23 protein-coding genes and 1 pseudogene are annotated in these 24252 nt (G+C 56.2%); 6 read left to right on the forward strand and 18 right to left on the reverse strand.

Going from position 1 to position 24252, the window contains the following annotated elements:
• Positions 1–11: 11 nt before the first annotated feature.
• The 4 genes from FYJ35_RS00465 to FYJ35_RS00480 form a co-directional block, all read right to left on the reverse strand.
• A complete protein-coding gene (locus FYJ35_RS00465; protein ID WP_154521552.1) occupies positions 12–1022 on the reverse strand; it encodes an ABC transporter permease subunit in 1011 nt (336 codons plus the stop codon).
• Between the two features lies 1 nt (position 1023).
• Positions 1024–2082, reverse strand: coding sequence for an ABC transporter permease (locus FYJ35_RS00470; RefSeq protein ID WP_154521555.1), 1059 nt, complete (start codon positions 2080–2082; stop codon positions 1024–1026).
• A complete protein-coding gene (locus FYJ35_RS00475) occupies positions 2079–3599 on the reverse strand; it encodes a sugar ABC transporter ATP-binding protein (RefSeq protein WP_154521558.1) in 1521 nt (506 codons plus the stop codon). Before FYJ35_RS00475 ends, FYJ35_RS00470 begins: the two co-directional genes overlap by 4 nt.
• A gap of 164 nt (positions 3600–3763) precedes the next feature.
• A complete protein-coding gene (locus FYJ35_RS00480) occupies positions 3764–4744 on the reverse strand; it encodes an ABC transporter substrate-binding protein (protein ID WP_154521561.1) in 981 nt (326 codons plus the stop codon).
• 402 nt (positions 4745–5146) lie between these two features.
• Here FYJ35_RS00480 and FYJ35_RS00485 point away from each other — a divergent pair, with 402 nt between their 5' ends.
• On the forward strand, positions 5147–6262 hold the full coding sequence (locus tag FYJ35_RS00485; RefSeq protein ID WP_154521564.1) for a GntR family transcriptional regulator: 1116 nt from the start codon (positions 5147–5149) through the stop codon (positions 6260–6262).
• Positions 6263–6266: 4 nt separating this feature from the next.
• On the opposite strand, the gene FYJ35_RS00490 is transcribed toward FYJ35_RS00485, so the two are convergent.
• The 5 genes and pseudogenes from FYJ35_RS00490 to FYJ35_RS00505 form a co-directional block, all read right to left on the reverse strand.
• Complete coding sequence (locus tag FYJ35_RS00490; protein WP_154521567.1) at positions 6267–7853, reverse strand: response regulator; 1587 nt, start codon at positions 7851–7853, stop codon at positions 6267–6269.
• Between the two features lie 89 nt (positions 7854–7942).
• Positions 7943–8605: pseudogene (locus tag FYJ35_RS14510) on the reverse strand (substrate-binding domain-containing protein); the annotation flags it as partial.
• Positions 8606–8620: 15 nt separating this feature from the next.
• Positions 8621–8965: a type 1 periplasmic-binding domain-containing protein gene (locus FYJ35_RS14515; RefSeq protein WP_235906279.1), complete on the reverse strand. Its 345-nt coding sequence runs from the start codon at positions 8963–8965 to the stop codon at positions 8621–8623.
• Positions 8962–10470 carry a sensor histidine kinase gene (locus FYJ35_RS00500; protein WP_154521570.1) on the reverse strand — a complete coding sequence of 503 codons (1509 nt, stop codon included), beginning with the start codon at positions 10468–10470 and terminating at the stop codon, positions 8962–8964. The genes FYJ35_RS14515 and FYJ35_RS00500 overlap by 4 nt, the downstream gene beginning before the upstream one ends.
• 144 nt (positions 10471–10614) lie before the next feature.
• On the reverse strand, positions 10615–11199 hold the full coding sequence (locus FYJ35_RS00505; RefSeq protein WP_235906280.1) for a CinA family protein: 585 nt from the start codon (positions 11197–11199) through the stop codon (positions 10615–10617).
• Positions 11200–11476: 277 nt separating this feature from the next.
• On the opposite strand from FYJ35_RS00505, the gene FYJ35_RS00510 reads away from it, so the two are divergent.
• From FYJ35_RS00510 to FYJ35_RS00530, 5 genes are all read left to right on the forward strand, one after another.
• Positions 11477–12820, forward strand: a complete 1344-nt coding sequence (locus FYJ35_RS00510; RefSeq protein ID WP_154521573.1) for a threonine/serine exporter family protein — start codon at positions 11477–11479, stop codon at positions 12818–12820.
• A gap of 356 nt (positions 12821–13176) precedes the next feature.
• Positions 13177–14031 (forward strand): ATP-dependent sacrificial sulfur transferase LarE, encoded by an 855-nt coding sequence (gene larE, locus FYJ35_RS00515; RefSeq protein ID WP_154521576.1) that lies wholly within the window; start codon positions 13177–13179, stop codon positions 14029–14031.
• A gap of 11 nt (positions 14032–14042) precedes the next feature.
• Positions 14043–14831, forward strand: a complete 789-nt coding sequence (gene larB / locus FYJ35_RS00520) for a nickel pincer cofactor biosynthesis protein LarB (protein WP_154521579.1) — start codon at positions 14043–14045, stop codon at positions 14829–14831.
• Positions 14828–16147, forward strand: coding sequence for a nickel pincer cofactor biosynthesis protein LarC (larC, locus tag FYJ35_RS00525; protein ID WP_154521582.1), 1320 nt, complete (start codon positions 14828–14830; stop codon positions 16145–16147). The genes larB and larC overlap by 4 nt, the downstream gene beginning before the upstream one ends.
• Positions 16129–16476, forward strand: coding sequence for a metal-sensing transcriptional repressor (locus FYJ35_RS00530; protein ID WP_328597012.1), 348 nt, complete (start codon positions 16129–16131; stop codon positions 16474–16476). Before larC ends, FYJ35_RS00530 begins: the two co-directional genes overlap by 19 nt.
• Positions 16477–16607: 131 nt before the next feature.
• Here the strand turns inward: FYJ35_RS00530 and FYJ35_RS00535 are convergent, their stop codons facing one another.
• From FYJ35_RS00535 to cbiM, 9 genes are all read right to left on the reverse strand, one after another.
• Positions 16608–16973 (reverse strand): DUF1667 domain-containing protein, encoded by a 366-nt coding sequence (locus tag FYJ35_RS00535; protein WP_154521585.1) that lies wholly within the window; start codon positions 16971–16973, stop codon positions 16608–16610.
• A gap of 28 nt (positions 16974–17001) precedes the next feature.
• Positions 17002–17247 carry a glutaredoxin family protein gene (locus FYJ35_RS00540; RefSeq protein WP_154521588.1) on the reverse strand — a complete coding sequence of 82 codons (246 nt, stop codon included), beginning with the start codon at positions 17245–17247 and terminating at the stop codon, positions 17002–17004.
• A 78-nt stretch (positions 17248–17325) separates the two neighbouring features.
• Complete coding sequence (locus FYJ35_RS15030; RefSeq protein ID WP_331469080.1) at positions 17326–17568, reverse strand: hypothetical protein; 243 nt, start codon at positions 17566–17568, stop codon at positions 17326–17328.
• Between the two features lie 55 nt (positions 17569–17623).
• Entirely contained in the window at positions 17624–17983 is a 360-nt protein-coding gene (locus FYJ35_RS15035; RefSeq protein ID WP_331469081.1) for a DUF4143 domain-containing protein, read from the reverse strand.
• 469 nt (positions 17984–18452) lie between these two features.
• Entirely contained in the window at positions 18453–19781 is a 1329-nt protein-coding gene (locus FYJ35_RS00550) for an NAD(P)/FAD-dependent oxidoreductase (RefSeq protein ID WP_154521591.1), read from the reverse strand.
• A complete protein-coding gene (locus FYJ35_RS00555) occupies positions 19768–21252 on the reverse strand; it encodes an NAD(P)/FAD-dependent oxidoreductase (protein ID WP_154521594.1) in 1485 nt (494 codons plus the stop codon). Before FYJ35_RS00555 ends, FYJ35_RS00550 begins: the two co-directional genes overlap by 14 nt.
• A 106-nt stretch (positions 21253–21358) precedes the next feature.
• On the reverse strand, positions 21359–22180 hold the full coding sequence (locus FYJ35_RS00560) for an energy-coupling factor ABC transporter ATP-binding protein (protein WP_154521597.1): 822 nt from the start codon (positions 22178–22180) through the stop codon (positions 21359–21361).
• Between the two features lie 103 nt (positions 22181–22283).
• On the reverse strand, positions 22284–23084 hold the full coding sequence (locus FYJ35_RS00565; protein ID WP_205839640.1) for an energy-coupling factor transporter transmembrane component T family protein: 801 nt from the start codon (positions 23082–23084) through the stop codon (positions 22284–22286).
• The gene (gene cbiM, locus FYJ35_RS00570; protein WP_154521603.1) at positions 23081–24199 is read right to left on the reverse strand and encodes a cobalt transporter CbiM; all 1119 of its coding nucleotides are present in this window, start codon (positions 24197–24199) and stop codon (positions 23081–23083) included. The genes FYJ35_RS00565 and cbiM overlap by 4 nt, the downstream gene beginning before the upstream one ends.
• Positions 24200–24252: the final 53 nt, after the last annotated feature.

A 24252-nucleotide genomic window follows, 5' to 3' on the forward strand; every position in this document is an offset into this window, starting at 1 on the left:
CTGCCGCCTCCTTATTTCTTCTGCATCTCACGGATCTTCGCGAACACAGCCTGCAATACGATGAAGAGCATCAGCAGAAAGGCTGTCACGATGTTCGCCCAGGAGGCGAGCAGATGTCCGTTGAATTTGACAAGTGACGAGATTGTTCCGTTGATCAGCACGCCAAAGACGGAGCCGATGATCGTGCCGACACCGCCGGTCAGAAGCGTCCCGCCGATGACCGCGGAGGATATGGCGCTCATTTCCATGCCGACCGCCTGCGTCGTGGTGCCGCACATCGTGTTCAGAACGTAGCAGAAGCCGCCGATGCTGGTCAGCACACTGGAGAGCACGTACGCCCGAAGCTGCGTCTTCTTGACATCCAGCCCCATCAGGGTCGCGCTGACCTGGTTTCCGCCGACCGCATACAGACTGCGTCCGAAGCGGGTCTTGCGCAGCATGAAGCCGGTCAGCAGGACAACAATCAGCGCGATGATCACGGAAATCCGGATAAACGGAGCCACATACATGCCTTTCGGGTTTGTGTATCCGCCGAACGGAAGCGTGATCTTCAGGCTGGACAGCTTCGTGAACGTCTCATCCGTGACAGAGATCTGATGAACATCCAGAACGGCCGTCATGCCTCTTGCGAAGAACATACCGGCCATCGTGATGATGAACGGCTGGATCTCCAGGTACGCGATGCAGAAGCCCTGGACAAGCCCGAACAGAACGCCTACCGCCAGGATAAACAGAATCAGCGCCCATGCCGGCCACATCCAGCGGGTGACACCGACTGCGATGATCATGCAGTCCATCGCGACCAGAGAACCGACGGAGATGTCGATCCCGCCGGTCAGCATGACGCAGGTCATGCCGCAGGTCACGCAGATCAGTCCTGCGTTGTTGATCAGGATATTCAGAAATGTCTGAAAATGCGTAAAGCCTTTGCTTCCGTAGATGACAATGCCTGCTATATACATCACGACGAACAGCAGGATCGTGATCAGAAGCAGCACATTGACGCTTCTCTTCTTATTCATGTTATGCCGCCTCCTTCACTGCTTTTCTTGCCGCGCGCGCCGCGAAGAAATCCTTCACCGGCTGCGCCTGGATGACAACGATGATCAGAACCACGACTGCCTTGAAGACCGGTGCCTGTGCCGGATCCACACCGAGCGCGTACATGGTCGTCGTGATGGCCTGGATGGTGTAGGCTCCGATCAGGGAACCTGCCAGCGAGAACTTGCCGCCGGCCAGACTGTTTCCGCCAAGTGCGACAGAAAGGATGGCATCCAGCTCCATGTTCAGACCGATGTTGTTCGTGTCAGCCGAGTAGATGCGGGAGGTCGCAACCATCCCCGCAAGCCCCGCGCACAGACCGCAGATGACATAGGCCAGAAAGATGATCCGCGCCGAATTGAAGCCGGCAATCCGCGCCGCCTTCTTGTTGATCCCGACAGACTGCACATAGGTTCCGAGCGCCGTGAACTTCAGAAACAGCGTCATGACCGTGATGCAGATGGCGACAACCAGAATCGGTGTCGGAAGGAAACCGATGTAGCCGCCTATGACACGGAAGGACGGAACACGGATATAGACATACTGGCTGTTGCAGAGCAGAAGCCCGATCGCCCGGCCGGCCGACCAAAGGATCAGCGTGGCCACCATGGGCTGAATGTTCAGGTAGGCGACAAAGAATCCGTTGATCGCGCCGCACAGGACACAGACCAGAATGCCGAGCAGGATGCCGACAATCAGCGGTCTGGCATAGGTGCTGGTGTTTGTGACCCCGAAGCCTGCAAGCGTCACGCAGCAGACTGCGGAATAGAGCGCCATGACCGAGCCGACGGAAATATCGGTTCCGGCCGACGCTGACACGACAATCGTCATTCCGATGGCCAGAATCGCGATCTCGCTGCCGCGGTTCAGGACATCGATCAGTCTTCCATAGAGAACACCGTTCTTCACCGTGATATAGAAGAACGAGAATGGTGCGCTGCCGGTCGCTGTGTCATAGATGACGTTGATCAGCATGACCAGAATCATGCTGACGATCGGCAGAAACAGTTTTCTGTGCGTCAGTGCTTTCAGTTTACTCATTTCTCCGCACCTCCTGCGATTGCATCCATGACCGACATCTGATTCATGTCGCGTCCTTCAATCTCTCCGACCTTCGCCCCGTCTCTCAGGACAACCATCCGGTTGCAGGTACGAAGCATCTCCTCTATCTCCGAGGAAATGAATATCAGACTCTTTCCTTCCTTCGCCAGCTGAATGACCAGCTTCTGGATCTCCGTCTTCGTCCCGATGTCGATGCCTCGCGTCGGCTCGTCCAGAATCAGGAAATCACAGTTTGTCGCAAGCCACCGGGCCAGGATGACCTTCTGCTGGTTGCCGCCCGACAGCTGTTTGACGAGTGTCTCACGGCTTGCCGTCTTGATCTCGAGAAGCTTGATGTACTTGTCCGCGATCTCGATCTGCTTCTGCATCGGAATCTTTTTGAAGATCCCGGCCTTCGCCTGGATCGCAAGGCAGATATTCTCCCGAACCGAAAGGTCCCCGATGATTCCCTCGACCTTCCGGTCGTCCGGAAGCATGCCCATGCCGAGCATCATCGAATCGATCGGTGCCTTGATCTTTGAAGGTTTCCCATTGATGCTGATGCTGCCGGTGGAGGCTCTGTCCGCACCGTAGATGACACGGGCCATCTCGCTTCGGCCGGACCCGAGAAGTCCTGTCAGCCCGATGACCTCTCCCTTGTGAATCGTCAGGTCAAACGGCTTGATCGTCCCGGTATGGCTCAGCCCCTTTGCCTCGAGATAAACCGGAGCCTTCGACTTGTCCTCGGTGCTGTCCGTCTTGATGGCGGCCAGGTCATCGAAGTCCTTACCAAGCATCGCCGCAACGAGACGCACCCTCGGCAGCTCCGCCACCGAATAGGAACCGACCAGACGTCCATTTCTGAGAACCGTGATGGAATCGCAGACCTCATAGACCTGTTCCAGGAAATGCGTGACAAAGATGATGCCGACGCCTTTCTTCTTCAGCGCGCGCATCATCGTAAACAGCTTCTCAACCTCCTGGTCATCGAGCGAGGAGGTCGGCTCATCCAGGATCAGGACCTTCGAGTCCATATCCACCGCACGGGCGATGGCCACCATCTCCTGGAGCGCGATCGAATAGTCCTCCAGCTTCCTGCGCACATCAACCGGAAGATTCAGGCTCTTCATCAGCTCCTCCGCCCGCTTGTTCATCGCGCGGCGGTCGACTGTATGGAACTTTGTCATCGGCTCCCGCCCGATAAACAGATTCTCCGCGACCGACAGATTCGGGCACAGGTTGACCTCCTGGTACACGGTTGAGATCCCCTTCTTCTGGGCATCCAGCGTGTCCTTGTTGACAATCGCCCCGTCTATCCCCTCCAGATGAATCTCCCCCGCTTCAAATTTGTTGACGCCTGTCAGGCATTTGATCAGAGTCGATTTCCCGGCGCCATTCTCGCCCATCAGCGCCATGATCTCCCCTTTTCGCAGCGTGAAGTCTACATGATCGAGCGCCTTGACACCCGGAAATGTCATGCAGATTCCTCTCATCGTCAGTATTACATTGTCTTCCATTCCACTCCTCCTGCTGTCCTGCCTGCAGCCGCCCTCGGTGAACACGTCTCCACCTTCATCCCCGATGCTGAACGGTCGCCTTCAAAAAGAAGGGGAGAAAAGCCTTCTCAGGTTTTCTCCCCTCCTGCCGGCTGGATCAAAGCCCCTGCCTGCTTAAGCTTTCATCAATATGCGCGCTTGTCAAGGATGTCCTTGGTGATCTCTGTTGCGAACTCGGACTTGATGCCAGGAGCATTGAAGGCCTCATCCTTGATCAAGGTCTTCTTCTCATAGTCTTCCTTGTTCTGGATCTTCTGGATAACATCGGAGACGGTCTGTGCCTGGATCGGGTTGCACTCGACATCGAGGTTGAACTTTCCATCCAGCGTGTACTGAAGTCCGTCATGAGTTGCGTCATAGGAAATGAGTGTCACATCGCCGTCTACACCGTAGGTGATGCCTGCTGCATCCATCGCATCCATTGCGCCGTATGCTTCGTTGTCGTTCTGGCAGACAACGACATTGAACTTGCCCTCATAGCTCTTGATGAAGGACTCCATGACCTGCTGGCCGCCGTCCTGTGTGAAGTCGCCGGACTGGCTGTCCAGGATCTTCCAGTTGTCGTGCTTGTCAACTTCCTCCTGGAAGCCCTCTGTTCTTCCGATTGCCGCGGAAGCACCGACAGAACCCTCGATCTGAAGGATGTTCGCTTCCTTGTCACCGAGCTGCTCGCCGAGCCACTTTCCTGCCGTCACGCCCTCATCATGCGGAGCAGTTCCGACCCATGCGGTGTACAGAGACTCGTCTGCGTCGATCTCACGGTCAGCGATGATTACCGGAATGCCGGCATCCTGTGCTTCCTGCAGGACGGTGTCCCAGCCTGCAGACTGAATCGGTGCAATGATGATGTAGTCCAGTCCCTCCTGGATGAAGTTACGGACTGCCTCGATCTGTTTCGCATGGTCGTTATCGCAGTCAACCAGCTCCAGAGAATAGCCATTATCCTCTGTGAAGGTATCCTGATAGTTCTTCGTGTTGGCTGTACGCCAGTCAGATTCATGTCCGACCTGTGCATATCCGACCTTGATCAGGTCTGCTGCGTTGGCTGTCATCGCCATTCCCATTGCAGCTGCTCCGATGACTGCGATTGCGAGTAACTTTTTCATGTCTTTTCCTCCATCTGTAAAACAATTGGTTGTTTTTGGAAGAACACCCTCCGTCCTCCCTTTCATGTACAATTATATAAACAAATCCTGTTCTCTCAATACGAATCTGTCAGTTTTCATAAGAATCAGCTTGTTTGACAATACATATTTGCGCTATTATAAGACAATAAAAGTACATATCTCCCAGACAGCGATTCCAGACCGGGTGATTTTTTAAGATTTGCTCAAAAGAGGGGTATTTTCTTACGATCCGGATCTGTCAGACAGACGCAGGGGCATCCGTCAAAAGATAGAACGAGAATCAAAAGGGAAATTATTACTCATGACGAGTGATGCATGTGTGGAAAATCTTCCCGTTTTGGGAAGGTTCGCCGGGCTGCCTTCACAGAGGAAAAGTGAAAAATGATGCAAAACACAGGTAACAGCTGCAGAAAAAACCTGAAATATCAGGAATTGTATGGCGCGCTCTGCGGGCAGATTCCGGATCTGTTAAAGAAAGGAACTGCATTCTTCACGCAGCTGCAGATTCAGGAGCGCTACGGCGTCAGCCGTCAGACGGTTCTGCGGGCGCTCCGCCAGATGGAGGCAGACGGGCTGATTGTCAGCCGCAGAGGAAGCGGCACCACGCTGACGGGCCTCCTTCCGGAGACGGAGAAAAACCAGGTTGTCTTGCTTCTTTCCTCTGACAGCTCCTACACCTATCCATCCCTTATCAACGATGTGTCCTCTGTCCTGCGCGCCGCCCGCTACAGCATCTCCATCTGCGCCTCGCACGGAAGCCTCAGGGAGGAGCGGGAAATCCTGACCCGGCTTTGCGCCGATCCGCCGCGCGGCCTGCTTCTGGAGTGCTGCCACAGCGCCCTCCCGACTCCGAACGCAGACCTGATCGGGATCCTGTCCGCCCGAAAGACCGCGGTTGCCGTCATCGGGGGCGTCTGTCCGAATCTCGCCGGTCTCGTTTCTGTACATGAAGATGACAGAAGCGCGGGACAGGCACTGTGCAGATATTTTCTCAGATGCGGGCACCGGCAGCTTGGAGGAATCTTCCTGTCCGACACATCCCGCGGGCAGGAGCGCTACTTCGGCTTTGTCTGTGCCCTGAAGGAGGCCGGGTATCTCCCGCTTCCGGAGGATATCCTCTGGCTGACCGGAGATATCTTCACGGATATCGAGGAGAAGGAGCCGCGGCACCTGCTGGCAATCCTTCAGCACTTTCTGATGCGGCGGGCACACAGCCTGACCGGTATCCTCTGCCAGAATGACCTGATTGCCTGGCATCTCGAGCGTGCCTGCCGTGCCGCCGGCATTCGTGTCCCGGAGGACCTGAGCATTGGAGGCTTCGACGGAAGCTACCTCAGCCAGGCAGGCGGCGTCAGCCTCGTCTCGATGGCGCATGAAAAGCACGAGCCCGGGCAGACCGCTGCCCGGACTCTGATCGGTGCGATGAGCGGACACAGCAGCCTTCCGGACTCTGTCCCGTGGATCCTCCGGCCCGGGAAAAGTATCCGGGCGATTTAGAGCTTCAGGCCACGGGACTGCTGTTCTGCCGGTACTCCCTCGGTGTCATCCCCTGCGTCTTTCGGAAGACAAAGCTGAAATAATGCGCATCCTTGTACCCGATCTGCGAAGCGATCTGAGATGAGCGCAGGGTGGTCGTCCGCAGCAGCTCCTTCGCCTTCTCCATCCGCGCCGCCGTCACATATTCGATGAAGGTCTGCTTCATCTGCTGGCTGAAGATCGCGCTGAAATAATTCGGGCTGACACCGCACTCACCCGCCGCGCTGTTCAGTGACAGACTCTCCTCCGCATAGTGCGCCGCAACATAAGCCTTCGCCCGGTCGATCAGTCCTCCGTTGCGCTCGGTCTCCCGCTGCTGCTTCAGCCTGATGGCGCCCTCCAGAAGGCGCCTTGTGTACGCGCAGATATCCTCCGGGCTCGTGAGTGTCCTCAGCTCCGCAGCACTGCTCCCCGGAAGCTCATCTCTGTCAAATCCGATCGACTCCACGAACGCGATGACCGTAAACTGCAGATTTAACAGCAGGTAATCCCTGAATATGCGGGAGGACAAAATTTCCGACACGCTCGAGATATAGGCCTGCGCGAACTCCTCCGCCTCGTCCAGACTGCCCTGCTCCAGAAAGCCGCGCACGATCGCCGGATTCACCTTGTTGACATCGATGGCCTCCAGCTGGCTGCTGTCCCTTCCATCCAGCATCATTTCCGCCATCTCTCTGGTCAGGATATGCTCCTCAGGGCTCAGAAAACGAAGGGAGAAAATACGGCTCAGATCCCGGTAGCAGTCCTTCAGCTGGCTGAAGCGTTCCACGCTCTGCCCCGCACAGGCATACCACCGGCCCGTCGGATTGTCCTCTGAGCAGGCTCTCTCAATCTCGACAAGCGCAGCCTTTGTGCAGGCATCCACTCCCTCCCGGTCTCCCCGGATCAGCGCACCGAACGAGTCGATTGTCCAGTGGAAATAGAAAAACTGGGTGTATCTCAGAAAATACTGACTGAGCACCTCTCTTGCGCGGTCCATGCCGTCACTGAGGCTGAAGAACAGCAGGTTGTAGCACGGGCTGTCCAGCTCCAGCCCGAGGCGCCCTGCCTGGCTGTACATTTCCTCGAAGGTAAGCCTGCCCTTGAAGACATCCTCAAAAAAGACACGGCGGTAGAACTGCTCATACTCCTGCCGTTCCGCGCGGTACTGCTGGAGATACTGCTCCTGCTCCAGCTCCTGGTCCAGCTTCTTTCTCTCCTCCTCAAGCGCGCTCTCCATCACCTTCCGGGTGACGGGCTTTGACAGATACCGGTCCACTCCCTCGGATATGGCCCGGCGCGCATATTCGAAATCATCATAGCCGCTGATGATGATCACCCGGATCTTCGGATTCTCCTGATGAGCCATATGACACAGCGTCAGCCCGTCCATGAACGGCATCCGGATGTCTGTGATCAGCAGATCCGGTTTTGTCCGCCGGATCCCCGCAAGCGCAAGCTCCCCGTCTCCCGCTTCCCCCGCAAACTCGAATCCATGCTGCTCCCAGGGGATATTGTCCCTGAGTCCCTCGCGCACCACCCGCTCATCTTCCGCCAGAAATACTTTCCACATGCTTCCCTCTTCCGCTTCTTTTACTTCTTTTTACTTCTTTTGCCTCTTTTGCTTCTTTCGCTTCTTTCTGAGTTCCCGCCGACAGCCGCTCAGTACCGCCGGTCCGGCAGATACCGGGCGACGTTCTCCTGCGTGAAGACCTTCTCGTCGACCGGATTGGAACGCGGCACGCTTTCGCCTGCCTCCAGCTTCTTGATCAGCCTGTCCACATACGGTCCGAGCAACGGACTGCACTCGATATCCGCGTTGATCTTCCCGTCCCGGACCATCTCCAGCGCCTTCTTCACGGAGTCGAAGGAAATGACCGTCACCTGTCCGTCCTTTCCGTAGGTCACACCGGCCTCGTCCATCGCCTCCATCGCCCCGAATGTCATATCGTCGTTCTGCGATACAAGAACATCAATCCGGTCAAAGCTTTTCAGATAATGCTCCATGACCTCCTTGCCCCGTGCTGTCGTGAACTCCGCATCCTGACGCGCCAGGATGTGCCAGTTCGGATGCTGTTTCGCGACTTCCTCAAAGCCCTTTGACCGTCCGACCTGGGCGGAGGAGCGGGCAGTTCCCTGCAGCACAACGAGATTGATATCCGCATCCGCTCTTCCGCTCTTCTCAAGATCCTGCTCCAGCCATTTTCCCGCGCGGACGCCCTCCGCGGTCATGTCACCCCCGACCCAGGCAGTGTACAGACTCTCATCCTCCACATCGACCGACCGGTCGGAGACAATGACCGGAATACCTGCATCCTTTGCCTCCCCGAGGACGGTGTCCTAGCCATCCTCCGTCACCGGTGAGAACACAATGTAATCCACCTGCTGGGAAATGAAGCTCCGGATCGCCTTGATCTGGTTCTCCTGCTTCTGCCGCGCGTTGTCAAACAGGAAAAAATATCCGTTCTCCGGACTGAACGTCTCCTGGAAGGACTGCGTATTCGCCGTCCTCCATGCGGACTCGCTTCCAATCTGCGAGTATCCCACCATGATCTGGCTGCTGCCCGGTTCATGTTCCGTGTCTGCCTGCCGCACAACCGACTGCGGCCTGAACGCACAGCCCGTGAGGGCCGCGCACAGGGAGCTCATGGTCAGCAGGGCGGCAAAAGTCCACTTCCGTTTCATGAAAGCGCCTCCTCCCCTGGCTTTCCGGCCTCGAGCGCCGGCAGCCGGACCGTCACAACCGTCCCCTTGCCCTGGACAGAATCGATGCTGAGTCCATACGGTTTCCCATAATTCATGCGGATCCGCTCGCTGACATTCGCCATGCCATATCCGCTCTCGGTCTGGGAGCTGGGCTTCTGAACCTCCTCCTGAAGCTTCCGAAGCTCCTCCCCGCTCATTCCGACGCCATCATCCTTTACCTTGAAGCACATCTGATTTCCGTCCTCCATCTCTCCCGTGATGATCAGCCTGCCGAGCGACCGCCGGTGCTTGATGCCATGATAAAGCGCATTCTCGACAAGCGGCTGGAGCGTCATTTTCGGAATCCCGTAGGGATACAGAGACGGGTCGATCGCAATCTCGTAGGAAAGCAGATCGCTGTAGCGGTACCGCTGGATCTGCAGGTAACTCAGGATGTGCTGCTCCTCCTCCCGAACCGTGATGATCTCCCGTCCGCGGCTGAGCACCAGCTTGAAGAAGGTTGAGAGCGACATGATCATATCCTCGGCATCGTCGTACTTTCCGCCCTCGATCAGCCAGACAATCGTATCGAGCGTATTATAGAGGAAATGCGGATTGATCTGTTCCTGGAGGAGCCTGAGCTCCTGCCACCGCATCCGCCGCTCGTCCTCCTTGATCTGGCGGACCATGATGTCCAGATGCCTGGCCATGTCATTGACCGAATCCGAGAGCGCCGCAATCTCATCCTTTCCGCCCTTGTCCGCGGCCCTGGCCTCAAAATCTCCCCTCGCGATCCGGGACGTGACCTGCACGAGCTCCTCCAGCGGCCTTGTGATGCTCCGGACGATGCGCGCGCCCCATGCCAGAACCGCAATAATCAACGCCGCCAGCAGAATACAGGAAAAAATCATCATGTCCCGGACGGCGGCATTGAGTCCTTCCTTCAGCCCCTCGATGCTCCGTGTCTGATAGTAGATGTAATACTGGATGTCATCCTGGATCAGCTCGGTCAGGATATAGATGTTGTTGTCGAGCATGTCCAGGTTTTCCTGGTAACTGCCGCCCTTCGCCAGACTATCCTTGATATCGTCCAGCCGCTCCTTCAATGTATTGATATTGCGCAGCAGGCTGCCGAGCCACTGCCTGCTCTGGCTGTCTGTCGTGATGCCCTCAAGACGCTTGAAATCATGTCTCAGTTCATCGATCTGGGCATAAGGATCCGCCATCGTGCTGTCATCCTCAAGCGCCTCTTCCATCGGAAGCCCCCGGACCACCAGCTTGTAGATACTCTCGTCCAGTTCATTTCTGAAGTCGAGATTGTAGCTTCCGGCAACCGTCAGGTTCGAGACAATCTCATCATACGCCCCGGCATAGCTGTGCAGCGCGATCAGAAGGTAGACGGACATCGCTGTCAGCGGTACGCCGATCAGCAGAAGCAGGCCTGTCAGCCGTTTCCTGATCCCGTGCTTGCCCGGTGTCTTCTGTGTTCTCCTTGTTCTTTCCATCGATCTGCTCCATCCATGCAGGAAGCATTTTCCATCCCCGGGACAGCGTCAGTCCTTCCATCCTCCGCCACAGCCGCATCCCTGCACGGAAAAACACTTTTTTCTCCCGGTTCTGGTTTGTCTGGTTTGTCTGCTCTGCCGCCCTTACCAGGCAAGTGCCTTTGCCATCAGGCAAAGCGCATCCTCCCTTGCAGCTTCCCGCACCTCGTTCCGGCTTCCCTGATAGTGATGCTCCTCCACCGTTACCTGTCCCCTGTAGCAGCAGCCAAGGTAGACGAGTCCGACGGAATGGTCATCCGGACCGGACGGCGGGCCGGCATACCCCGTCGCCGCCAGACAAAGCGCGGCGTGTGCCTGCCGCGCGCCGCCAATCGCCATCTCCTGCGCTGTCTGAGCGCTGACTGCTGTATATGTCTCAAGCGTCTGGCGGCTTACCCCTACCATCTCATGCTTGGCCTCGTCGCAGTAGGTCACATAAGCCCGTTTCATCACGTCAGAAGCTCCCGGGATATCCGCTATCCGCGCGGATATCAGCCCTGCTGTCAGCGACTCCACCGTCGTGACCGTCTCCCCGCGCTGTCTCAGAATATTCAGAAGTCCTCCGAGTGCGTCATCGCTCATACCGGCATGCCTTTCTCCATTGCTCCCATCCTGCATCCCGCGCTGACGGTCACGACACTCCACGGTCTGCTGCCGTCTGATTTCAGAGGTTCCCTGGCTGCTCTCCATCTCGCTCATCTCCTGCTTTCTGAATCTTTCCTGACATTTCCCCCGGATTTCCCGCAATCTTTTCCGGGCTTCTCCCGAACTTTTCCGTTCTTTCTCCAGACGTTTCCAGGTGAACGGCATCTTTCGTCATGTTACCATCCGGAAGTTGTTCATGCAAGTCTGCCGGGATGGTCTATTTTGAACATGCCTTCAGGCTGGCTGTGGAAAAAACCATCCGATCATGGTAGAATAACCCGCGGTTTCAAGAAGAGTGATACAGAAAAAGGAGAACTGTTTCATGTGTGCCGTCATTGCTGAAAAGATGGAGTTTTTCGGAAAAAACCATGTCATGATCCCCTGGCATGACAGCGTCAGGGATGAATCCGTTCCGATTAAAAAAGCCAGTATCAAGGACCGTGCAACGCTGATCGGACGTGCCGGGATGATTGAGCTTTCCTGCGGAACAGGCGCCTGGCGAGTCAGGGATTCGATGAACATCTTAGGCCGTGTCATCGGCGTCGCCGTCACCGCGGACGTCGGACTGACCTCGATCAACTTCTCTGTTTCTGACAATGACCAGTTTTATTCCGAGAGCCTGACCCTCACAGGTACCGGCGTGAACACCGAGAAGCTCATGCAGATGGAAAACTTCATGGACGAAATGGTGCTCCATGACGGCAACTATACCCTTGGGGAAGTCCACCGGATGCTGGACGAGATCGACAAAGCGCCCCAGCACTGGGGCAATGTCAGTGCAGGTCTCGCCTCCGGGCTGGCCTGCAGTTCCTTTACATTTCTCCTGGGAGGCGGGCTGACCGAGATGGCGGGTGCCTTTGTCGGCGCTGCCATCGGGCACTATGTCCGCAAAAAGATGCTCGGCAGGAAACTGCAGCTTGTTCTCGCAATCTGCACAAGCGTTGCGGCAGCCTGCCTTTCCTACGAGCTGGTGTTTTTGCTGCTGCGCTTTCTGTTCCACGTCGAAACCTCCCATGAGGCCGGATACATCGGCTCCATGCTGTTCATCATCCCAGGCTTTCCGCTGATCACAAGCGGTCTTGATATGGCCAAGCAGGATATGCGGTCCGGCCTCGAGCGCCTCGGACACGCCCTGGTCATCATCGTATCCGGGACGATGACCGGCTGGCTGGTGGCATACTTCATGCACATCCAGCCCGGCAATTTTCTTCCGCTTGGACTCAGCCCGCTGACGCTGTTTCTGCTCCGGCTCCCGGCCTCCTTCTGCGGCGTGTTCGGTTTCTCGACGATGTATAACAGCAGCCCGAAGATGTCCGCGACAGCGGGCCTGATCGGCATGATTTCCAACACCCTCCGTCTCGAGCTCATCGATCTGTTCGGAATTCCGGGGGCGGCAGCCGCCTTTATCGACGCGCTGGTCTCCGGCCTCATCGCCTCGAAGGTGCATCACAGGCTCGGATATCCGCGCATCGCGCTGACCGTCCCCTCGATCGTCATCATGGTGCCGGGGATGTTCATGTACAAGTCGGTATATTATCTTGGAACCGGCGCCCTTTCCGTCGGCATGGGCTGGATGACCAAGGCCATCCTGATGGTTGTCTGCATGCCGCTCGGCCTGCTCTTCGCCCGCGTTCTGACCGATCGAAGATGGCGGTACGACAACTGATGGTATACTGGTGGTATCAATCAGCGGCACGAATGAAAGCGGCCAGCCCGTTCAAGGCTGACCGCTTTTTCAAATTCCGCATCGAATGACACGGTATCCATTCCGATATTCTTGATCTCATTGCAAAAAAGTCGGTATATCCAGATCATGCAGGCGCCCCTTCACTGCAAAACGATACCCCAATGATATAGAACCCCAGGGGAATGGTTTGCGGCTATGGGAGCTTCATCGCGGAGCTTCATCACCCCCGGTGTGTCCGAAAGTTTCAGTGGTGGGGTCTGCGGAATCATGTATAATAGATCGTATTCGGAAGAAAGACAAAAAAATGCTATAGAAAGGATATATGACCAATCCATATGACAAACCAGGCACAGACAGATATCCTTCATGAAAAATACAATAAGCTCAGAGCGATTCTGGCTTCCTACGGAAGCGTGGCGGTGGCCTTCTCCTCCGGCGTGGACTCGACGTTTCTGCTGGACACCGCAGTAGACGTTCTCGGAGACAAAGCGGCAGCCGTAACGGCCGTGTCCTGTTCCTTTCCGAAACGGGAGCGGGATGAGGCGCAGGAGTACTGCAAGGCACACGGCATCCGGCACTATATCGTGGAATCGGAGGAGCTGGATATCGACGGCTTCCGCCATAATCCGGTGAACCGCTGCTATCTGTGCAAAAAAGAACTGTTCACGAAGCTGAAGGATCTGACCGCCCGCGAGGGCATCCGCGAAATTGCGGAAGGCTCCAATCTGGACGACAACGGAGACTACCGGCCGGGTCTTCTGGCAGTCGCAGAGCTTGGGATCCGCAGCCCGCTGAGAGAAGCGGGGCTCGGGAAGGAGGAGATCCGGCTTCTGTCGAAGGAACGGAATCTCCCGACCTGGGACAAGCCCTCATACGCCTGCCTGTCCTCACGTTTTGTCTACGGCGAGGAGATTACCGAGAAAAAGCTGTCGATGGTGGATCAGGCGGAACAGCTGCTCATCGATCTCGGTTTCCGACAAGTCCGGGTCCGGATCCATGGAAATCTGGCGCGGATCGAAGTTCTGCCGGATGAAATTGCCCGGTTTTCGGATGAAACGCTGCGGCGCAGCGTATATGAACAGCTGCACGGGTTCGGCTTTGCTTATGTAACGCTCGACCTGATGGGATACCGGACGGGAAGCATGAACGAGGTTCTGGACCGGCAAGCTGTATCTGCAGGCAGAACATGAGGCAGAATGGGATGGATGAAAAAGAGCTGAGAGCGCTGCTCTCTTCGGTTCAGAACGGTTCGACAGATGTCGATGATGCTCTTATGAAACTGCGCATGAAACCGTTCGACGACATTGGATACGCCAAGGTCGACCTCCAGCGCGGAGTGCGGACAGGTACGGCCGAGGTGATTTTCGGAGCCGGCAAGACAGCGGAGCAGATCACGGGTATTGCCGGATCGATGCTTGAAAATGGCCAGAAAACCATCCTGGTCACGCGGCTTGACAAGGAGAAGGCAGAGCAGGTCAGAATGCAGGCTGCAGGCAGATGGCAGGCGGAATTCTTCTACAATGAGAGCGGAAGAATCGCTGTGATCGGAAGCTGTCCGAGGCCTGACGGAATCGGACGGATTCTGGTCATGACAGCCGGTACCTCCGACATCCCGGTTGCCGAGGAAGCCGCCGTCACGGCCGAGGCGCTTGGCAATGAGGTTGTCCGCATCTACGATGCTGGTGTCGCAGGCCTTCACCGGCTGCTTGCGCACCTCCCGGAGATCATGGACGCAACCGTTATCATCACAATCGCCGGAATGGAGGGCGCTCTCCCGGCTGTCGTGACAGGGCTTGCGGACTGTCCGATCATCGCAGTTCCGACCAGCGTCGGATATGGCACCTCCTTCCATGGTGTCTCAGCGCTCCTCTCCATGCTGAACTGCTGCGCCAGCGGAATGTGTGTCGAAAACATCGACAATGGGTTCGGCGCAGCCTATTTTGCAAGCATGATCAATCACCTCAAGGGATACAGGGAGGCAGAGCAATGAGGGTTCTCTATCTTGACCTAGGAATGGGCGCCGCCGGCGATATGCTCTCCGCGGCGCTTTTTGAACTGCTCTCCAGAAAAGAGCAGGAAGGCTATCTGTCCGCGATGAACCATCTCAGGCTTGACGGGGTATCGGTTCAAGCTGAACGCTCAGAGAAGTGCGGCATCACCGGAACGCATATGACAGTCCTCGTGGATGGCAGCGAGGAGGCGGATGTACCTGATCATGCTCATACACATGTCCACGCGCACCACCACCATGGCCTGGCTGAGATTCATGAGATGATCGGAGGCCTGAACCTTCCGGATGCCGTGAAGACGGATGCACAGCAGGTCTACCGCCTGCTGGCAGCGGCTGAAAGCCACGCGCACGGCGTGGAAGTGGATCAGATTCATTTCCATGAGGTTGGGGAAAAAGACGCGGTTGCTGACATCGTCTCCGTCTGCCTTCTGATGCGGATGATTCGTCCGGACAAGGTGATCGCCTCCCCTATGGCGACAGGCAGCGGTACCGTGCGGTGCGCCCATGGTCTGCTCCCTGTACCGGCACCGGCCACCGCTTTTATTCTGAAAGAGATGCAGATTCCCTGTCTCTCCGGAACAGAGGGCGGCGAGCTTCTGACCCCGACGGGGGCTGCGCTGGCCGGCTTTTTCGTGAATGCGTTCGGAAGGATGCCGGAGATGACCATCAATGGCATCGGCTATGGCATGGGGAAGAAAGACTTCAGCAGGGCGAACTGTGTTCGTGCGCTGCTCGGGCAGACAACGGACGATGAAGACGGACAAGACGGTGCCTGCGACGAGGTATCCGAGCTGTCCTGCAACCTCGACGACATGACGCCGGAGGATCTGTCCTTCGCGATGGATCGGCTTTTTGAAGCCGGCGCCCTCGATGTGTTCACAACGCCGGCTGGCATGAAAAAAACCAGGCCGGGCGTCGTCCTGAGCGCCCTCTGCCACAGAGAACAGAAGGCTTCTGTCATCAAAGCGTTTTTTGCGTATACGACAACACTTGGCGTCCGGGAAAAGATCTGCCAGCGCTGCATCATGACATCCAGCTTTGAAACCGTCACGCTCTCAGAAGCCGATTTCGGAACACCGGCGTCGGAAGACAGCCAGAAGACCGCCTCCATCCCTGTCAAAAGATCGAAGGGATACGGAGCAGTGCGGCTGAAACCGGAATATGACCAGGTTGCAGCGGCGGCGGAAACATTTGGCGTCCCGGCCGCGGAAGTCCGCCGGAAAGTGCTGGAACACAGCGGTCATCCGGACAACCCCATACTGAAAGGAGTTTCTTCGTGTCAGAAGAATCGCTGAATATCACGCCACACAACCATTCCGATGGCGAATTTCATACACATGAGCACTCTCACTCCCACACCCACTCTCCTGCCGAGATGCGGAAGATTGTAAACCGCCTCTCCAGGTCAATCGGACATCTGGAGGCTGTGAAGCGAATGATCGAAAACGGGCAGGACTGCTCGGATGTTCTGATCCAGCTGGCTGCCGTCAAGGCAGAGATCAACAACGCCGGCAAGGCGCTCCTCAAGGAGCATCTGGAGCACTGCATCGTGGAGGCCGTGGAGGAGCAGGACAAGGAATCCATTGAAAAAGTCAACAAGGCCATCGACCAGTTTATCCGATGAAAAAGTGACCGCCCTGGCCTGAAAGCAAAGCCAGCGCGGTTCATATAGAATACCGGTGCAGTCAAAAACAATCAACGTTTTTCATCGCGATGACGTCAAGCTGGAGCAGAATGCTGCGGATGACATCAACGTCATATCCGATCGACATTTTTTGTGACGATAACATCCACGCCGGTACCGGCGATGTCCTTCAGGATGGTCTCACCGATTGGGACGGGTGCCTGAAGCCTCAGTCTGTCGATTTCCCGCATGCAGTCCGCGATTTTCCCCTTCGGTACTGCCTGGGTTGTGCGGACGGAAACTCTCGGTATGACGCCGTCTGTGATGAGCACCGTGCTTGTCAGTGTTCTGACAGGGTTTGTCACCTCAGAGCGCGCATAGCGATCTCCGATTCTGCAGGAGTTACCCTCGACGCTGACGATCTCCTCTCCTTCCCTCTTCACAGTAATCGAACACCCAACCGGACATCCGATGCAGGTCAGTTCTTTCTTCTCCATCGCGGCCTCCCGTCCAAATGCGATCAGATCATGCTTTCTCCTGGGGATGTCTCTCCAGCCAGTCAATAATATCCAGGCTTTCGTACATCGGCTTTCCGTCTATAAACAGGCAAGGCACCTGCTCCTTTCCGCCGGCTTCTATCAGTTTCTGCCGGTCTGCTTCATTCTTGTGGATGTCGTGAAGTTCCACGTCTGTCCGGCCAGCCTTCTGTATCGTCTTCAGCACGCGCTGGCAATACGGACAAGTCTCAAACATGTACAGTTTCAGAGTCATCGTCGTCATTTCCTTTCTTTCATTATCTCAATCGTCAGCTTGCTCTCTCTATAAAAGATACCATATCCCGTTCAGCAATCAAGCTATGTCTCCCGGTCTTTCAATGATTTGTCCCTGCTGCGCCAGACGCATAATTTGTGCGACAGCGTCGCACATTTTGGATAAGCAAGACTCAAGACTGTTGTCATTCAGGAGAAAATCATAGATCGACATGATCGTAATTCCCTGCTCATTTCTCCAAAGAGGGGAATTTGTGCTGGTGATGATGATTTTCTTAAACGAATCAGGTACGTGAACAAGCGATTCCTGTTCCTGATTCATCTTTGCCTGATCAGGAATTGCAAAAGCTGACTGAAAATAATAGCGCTTACTGCCTTTATGAGCCGTTTTCCGTCGTTCGAACCGGAACCACACCGACATCAACAGAATACCCGCGATACAAAAGCTCGTTATAGATGACATTTTCCATCAGATGAGTTTCCTCATACTGACGGAATCGAAGAAGCGCGTTTCTGAGTCCGGTATCCGTATAGTAATATTTCACCGGCGTAGAAATGTATTTTCTTCCCTTGACATCGTACCGTTCTGCCTTTGATATCAGACCCGCATCCTGAAGATAAGTAAGATATTCTGCAATGGTAGGCGTCGAAATTTCTTTTCTTCCCGAACTCTTAAAGGTATCGGAAATTCTCTGGGGATTTGTTAATGATCCGATAATGCTTTCTTTCGAAAACAATGAGTTTCTCCAATTTGGTATTTTGGAGCCAATGGCTTTATTTTCTAAAATGAAAATACCCAAGTAAATACCCAAGTATCAACTTCATGTCAATATTGATCTAAGCTTTTAAAGCCAGTGACCCTATTTTCCAAAACGGTTTCTGCAGTGCTTCTCCGATTTCCCCGTCAATGCACACCAGCCCTGTCCGCAATCTCCTCCGGGCAGTATGCCTCACCCCTGTTGATGCAGACACAGAAGGCTTTCGGATTCTCCTTTGTATACTTCCAGAAGTTAAATTTTATTATCCCAGGGTGCATTTTAAGATCACCTTGTGAAGATTGGAGCTTATCCGGCACTTTGACAGCTCTGTCATCACTCTTTCAGAATCCACTTGCCGTTTTTCGTTGACCCGATCCTGTCCAGCTTTCCGGCAGCTCGCATCTGCTGCAGAACATACCGCACTCCGCTATTATTCGACTCAATTTCATTATTCCCGCTCAATCCTGACAGTCAGCTGATGCTGCCCTTTTGCTTTTGAGAGCTGCTCCCTTGTCACAGAAACCTGACACATCTCGCCGGGCGTCAGGATCCGTTTCTTCTGATGGACAATCCGTTCTCTATCCAGATACAGGCTCAGCCAGACATCCCGGTATACTGCCCCGACCCGGAAGCGGATGGTCACCTTCTCATCCATCGTCTCCGGGTAGATCGTGGCCGGTACCGTATAACGGACGCCATTCTCACCTGAAAGTGTGATCCGGCTTCTGCCGCGTCTCTCCCGCTCAGCCGCATCCCGGTCGTTCAGGCTGCCCTCCGTCTGCCGGATATGAACGTCTTCAGCCGGATGACACCCGGCGTAGACAGCTGCATGTCTCCCTGCGATCCCGGCTTCCTCCGAGACATAGTCGACCAGGTCGTGGACATGGAGCACGTTGCCGCAGGAAAAGATTCCCGGGATGCTTGTCTCAAATGTATCATCCACAACCGGCCCGCCGGTCACGGGATTGACCGCCGCGCCAGCCTTGCGCGTGAGCTCATTTTCAGGGATGAGCCCGCAGGAAAGAAGCAGACAGTCGCATGCATACCGGATCTCCGTTCCCGGAATCGGCTTTCTCTGCGCATCGACCTCTGCGACCGTAACCGCCTCAAGCCGTTCCCTGCCCTCGGTCCGGATGACGGTGTGCGAAAGGAGGAGCGGAATGCCGAAGTCATCCAGGCACTGCACGATATTGCGGCGGAGACCGGTGGAATACGGCATCAGCTCCACGACCGCCTGTACGTTGGCGCCCTCTAGCGTCATGCGCCTTGCCATGATCAGACCGATATCTCCGGATCCAAGGATGACTGCCTTCTTCCCCGGCATCAGACCTTCAATGTTGATCATCCGCTGCGCGGTCCCGGCTGTGTAAATGCCGGACGGACGGGTTCCCGGAATGTTCAGCGCGCCTCTCGGGCGCTCCCGGCAGCCCATCGCCAGCACAACCGCACCTGCCTGAAGCTGAAAGAGTCCGTCTTTCTCATTCATCGCCGTGATCACATGGTTGTCCCCTACATCCAGCACCATCGTCCCGGTCATGATCTGTGCGCCGGACGCCTCAGCCTTTCGGACGAACCGGTCCGCATACTCCGGCCCTGTCAGCTCTTCTCCAAATGTATGGAGGCCGAATCCGTTGTGGATGCACTGCATCAGGATGCCGCCCGGCTCGCTGCTTCTCTCCAGCACCAGGACTTCCTTCGCACCGGCCTGCCGGGCGCTGATGGCTGCGGCAAGTCCTGCGGGCCCACCTCCGATCACGGCCACGTCACATCTCTTCATGAGGGTGCCTCCCATCTTCCCGGTCACGCGGTTCTTTTTCTCCCTTGGTATAGCCGACGACAACCCTAGAATTTCCACCGCATTTTGTGATCATATCCTGCGGGATTCCTGTCTCTCTGTGGAGAATCTCGCAGACCCTTGGCAGACAGAAGCCGGACTGGCAGCGTCCCATCCCTGCCCTCGTGCGGCGCTTGACCCCATCGAGCGATCTGGCTCCGAGCGGACGTCGGATGGCATCGACAATCTCACCCTCCGTCACCATCTCGCAGCGGCAGACGATCTGCCCGTAGAGCGGATTCTTTGCGATCAGTTTCTGTTTTTCCTCAATCGGCAGCTCCGCAAAATGCGGGATGCCAGTTCGCTTCTCGATGACATGATCCTTCTTCTGAAGCCCAAGCGCCTTCTCTGCCCATGCGGCTGTCATCTCTCCGATGGCCGGTGCGCTGGAAAGGCCCGGCGACTCAATCCCCGCCAGGTCATAGAACAGCGGCGCGCCCTCCGCCTCCCCGATGATGAAATCACCCGTCTCCCCGTGCGCGCGAAGTCCCGCGAAGGAGGTGATGATCCTTCCTCCCGGCAGCGGCTTCACAGAGAGATTCTCCTTCTCCAGAACCTCCGCGATGCCTTCCGCCGTCGTCGCAGTGTCTTCCTTGTCAGAGATAAAATCGGAGGTCGGTCCGGCCAGGATGTTGCCGTGAACCGTCGGCGTCACCAGCACGCCCTTGCCTTTTTCCGTCGGAAGCTGGAAGATCGTATGCCGCACGTACCCCTGAAGCGCCCGGTCATAGAGACAGTACTCTCCCCGTCTTGGACGGATCCGGATCTTCTGAGTGCTGACCATATTGTGGATCTCATCCGCGTACACACCGGCAGCGTTGATGACAGCTCTCGTGACATACTCCGTCCCGCCCGCCTTCACATGGTACAGCCCCTTCTCATCCCGTCTGATGTCCGTCACTTCAGCATGGAAATGAAAATCCACGCCGTTCTGGCAGGCGTTCTCTGCAAGCGCAAGCGTCAGCTCGAACGGGCAGACAATCCCGCTTGTCGGCGCACGGAGGGCCGCGGTGACGTTCTCCGACAGGTTCGGTTCCATCCGGAAAAGTTCCTCTCCCCGGACAATTCTGAACCCGCTCACACCATTGGCAATTCCGCGCGCAAGCAGCGCCTCCAGCTCGCCCATCTTTGCCTCGTCTGTGCAGACCACGAGCGCTCCATTTCTCTGAAATGGAACATCCAGATCCTCACACAGACTGTCCATCATCTCATTGCCGCGGACGTTCAGCTTCGCCATCAGCGACCCCACAGCCGGATCGAAGCCACCGTGGATGATGGCGCTGTTCGCCTTGGATGTCCCTGTACAGACATCCTCCGTGCGCTCGAGCACGCAGATATTCGCACACAGACGCGACAGCGCCCATGCGGCAGCGGCACCGGTCACACCGGCGCCGATTATCACAGCATCATACATAAATTTCCCTCCGAGTGGCTGTTGTGTGAACAACTCTGCCTGTAGATTACCATCTCAGAAGGCGCGATTCAAGAAAAGATTCTGTGACGATCCTGTATACTTCGAATCACATTCCGGAACTGATTGTGTGCGCCTTTGTCATCCGGATTTCCTCGCCGCCGACTTCCTGCGCAAGCCTCCTGCTGTGGGTCGCGATGATGATCAGCCTGTCTTCCCGCTTCAGGCTGGCCAGAAACCCTGTCACCCGCGCCTCCCCGTCCTCATCAAGGCCGGCTTCCGGCTCATCCAGGATCAACGTCTGCGGCTGCATCGCCAGCACAGCGGCAAGCGCTGTCCGCTTCTTTTCACCGCCGGAAAGATGGAATGGAGCCCGCTCCGCAAGTGCTCCGATGTCAAGCATGTCCATGTACTGCTCTGTTCTTCTCTGGACCTCCTCCCCCGAAAGGCCGAGCTGCAGAAGGCCGAACGCGATCTCCTCCCGAACGGACTTGCAGAACAGCTGCGTCTCCGAATTCTGGAACAAAAATCCGAGCCTCCTGTAGAACGTCTTTGACCATTCCCTGTCATTCATCCTGTCTCTTGTGACGGCTTCTCCATGAAAAAGATAGCGCCCGCTCTCCGGAAAACTGAGTCCTGCGAGAATCCTGAACAGCGTCGACTTGCCGCAGCCGTTCGGACCTGTCACGACATAAGTGTGTCCCGGGTACATGTCCAGGCTGACGTGTGACAGCGACGGTACCTGCTGCCCGCCTTCGTCCTCCTGCCCATAGGAATAGCAGATATCCTGAAGACTGATCCAGGGTGCGCATACAGCTTCTGTCTTAAGCTTATCTTCCGAGGTTTCGGATGCACGATGCGTTTTCGGGGTCAGTGCTTCGTTCGCAGCCTCCACTCCATCACCCGCATGCTTTCTTCTATGAATCAACATAAGTCCACCATCTCTCCATCCTGCCGCACAGGCAGGACTCCACTGCTCCTGTCCGAAATCCCCTCATCTCCGACACGTCGTGCCTGATACCCGGCTTCTCACGTCATACAGCTGTGATTCTCATCTGTGTGTATACAAAAAACAGAAGCGCCAGAACATCCGCGCTCAGTATCAGTACATCCCGAAGCCCAAAGCGTGAACGGTTCAGCGCCGGGTACGCGCCGTCGAATCCTCTCAGACGCATCGCCTCCTCCGTCTGCTGTGCCATTTGCTGGGATTTCAGAAATGTCGTCCCCAGGATACCTCCGGCGCCGGAATGTTTCCAGTTCACCGTTCCGACGCTCCGCATCGTCACAGCCTCCAATAGTGCCCCGCTGTAATGTCCGAGGATCACCAGATAGCGGATCGTGAGGTCCAGCACCAGCACGAACAGCTCCGGGAAATACAGCTGACGGAAGGCTTCCGTGAGTCTCTGGAAGGATACCGCTGTCCCCATCAGCGACAGTGCAAGCACCGCATCCGCTACCTTCATCGTCACGGTCAGCATTGTCCTCGGATTGCCCAGAAATACGGCAGGCAGCATGAGGATCATTGTCAATATACAGGGCAGAAACAGTGTCTCCATGACGCGCTTCAGCTGCCGGATCGGAAGCGCGGCTGCCCGCGCCAGCAGTCCTGCCAGCACCGTCACCGTGAAGACGGCGTTGCGTGAGAGTGCACACAAGAGAATGAGAAGAAGCGCTGACAGCAGACAGACAACAGGGAGGCCGGAGCGCTCTGCCCCGCCTCCCTTCTTCATGCCGTTCAATATGCCGGCTCTCTCTGACCTTCCCCGGCCAACGTCCTTAAGATCGCTCTCCCGAAGGCGGGAGAGCACTTTCAGAATTGATCGATTCCAGTTCATGCCTGCACCTGCTGCCTCTGTGGTTTCTTTACGTCCCCGATCAGTCGGAATACGATGATCAGGACAGCCGCTCCAATCACAGCTGACAGAATATAGCCGAACCATTCCGGCAACCCTGCAAATGAATAGTCCGGCACCAGTGCCTTCAGGCTGAATCCGTTCAGTATCCCGGCAGGCGTGTATCCCGCACCGGTTGCTGCAATCTCGTCGACACCCCACTCGCCCCAGGCGGTTCCCTCCGCCAGAAGCCCAAGCGGTGTCGCCAGAATCAAAGCCCCCAGCAGGAAGCTCACTGCCCTTCCGGACTTTCTGCCAGATGCAGCGTCGGCTTTCTTGCCGGCAGCACTGGCTGCTTCCATACCAGCCGTTCCATTCCCCGTGATGCCCGCTTCCATACCAGCTGTTCTGCTGTCCATGTTTCCAAATACTTCGCTGCCCCGACGCACGGTTCCCGTGATCATATCGGGTGAGGTCTTCTTCACGAATGCCAGCACCGCAACTGTGAACACAACCTCTGCGAGGCCAAAGACTGTCAGATGACCGATCATCATGGCCGGAACAGACAGATCCAGACCGTACGGACAGTACAGTGCGTTTCCCGCCGCGTCCCGGAAAAGCATCGGCTGAATCCCGAACTCGATCGCGGCACAGAGCGCTGCCGCATTGATGCCAAGGTAAGACCCCACGCCAGCCCCGATCAGATCACCGCTTCCGCGGCGGATCCATTTCCTGAGCAGTGAATACACGGCGTATCCGACAAATGGCAGCACAAACGCCATGTTGAAGCAGTTCGCCCCGAAGGCCAGCACTCCGCCATCCCCGAAGATCAGCGCCTGCAGCAGCAGTGCGACAGACACGGACAGGCAGGCTGCATACGGACCGAGCAGCGTGGCGATCAGTGTACCGCCCACCGCATGTCCCGTTGTCCCGCCCGGAATCGGGATGTTGAACATCATGCTGATGAAGGAAAATGCAGCTCCGACACCCATCAGCGCGATTTTCTCTTTTGGAAGTTCCGTTTTCACCTTTCGAATACAGACGCCCCAGACCGGGATCATGGCAGCAGCCATCACCCCACAGGTCTGCGGGCTGAGATAGTTCTCGGGAATGTGCATACAAATCTCTCCGTTCTTCAGAAACAAGATTCAGCCGGTGCTGTCGGCTTCTC

Source organism: Porcincola intestinalis, assembly GCF_009696445.1.
Taxonomy (GTDB): Bacteria; Bacillota; Clostridia; order Lachnospirales; family Lachnospiraceae; genus Porcincola; species Porcincola intestinalis.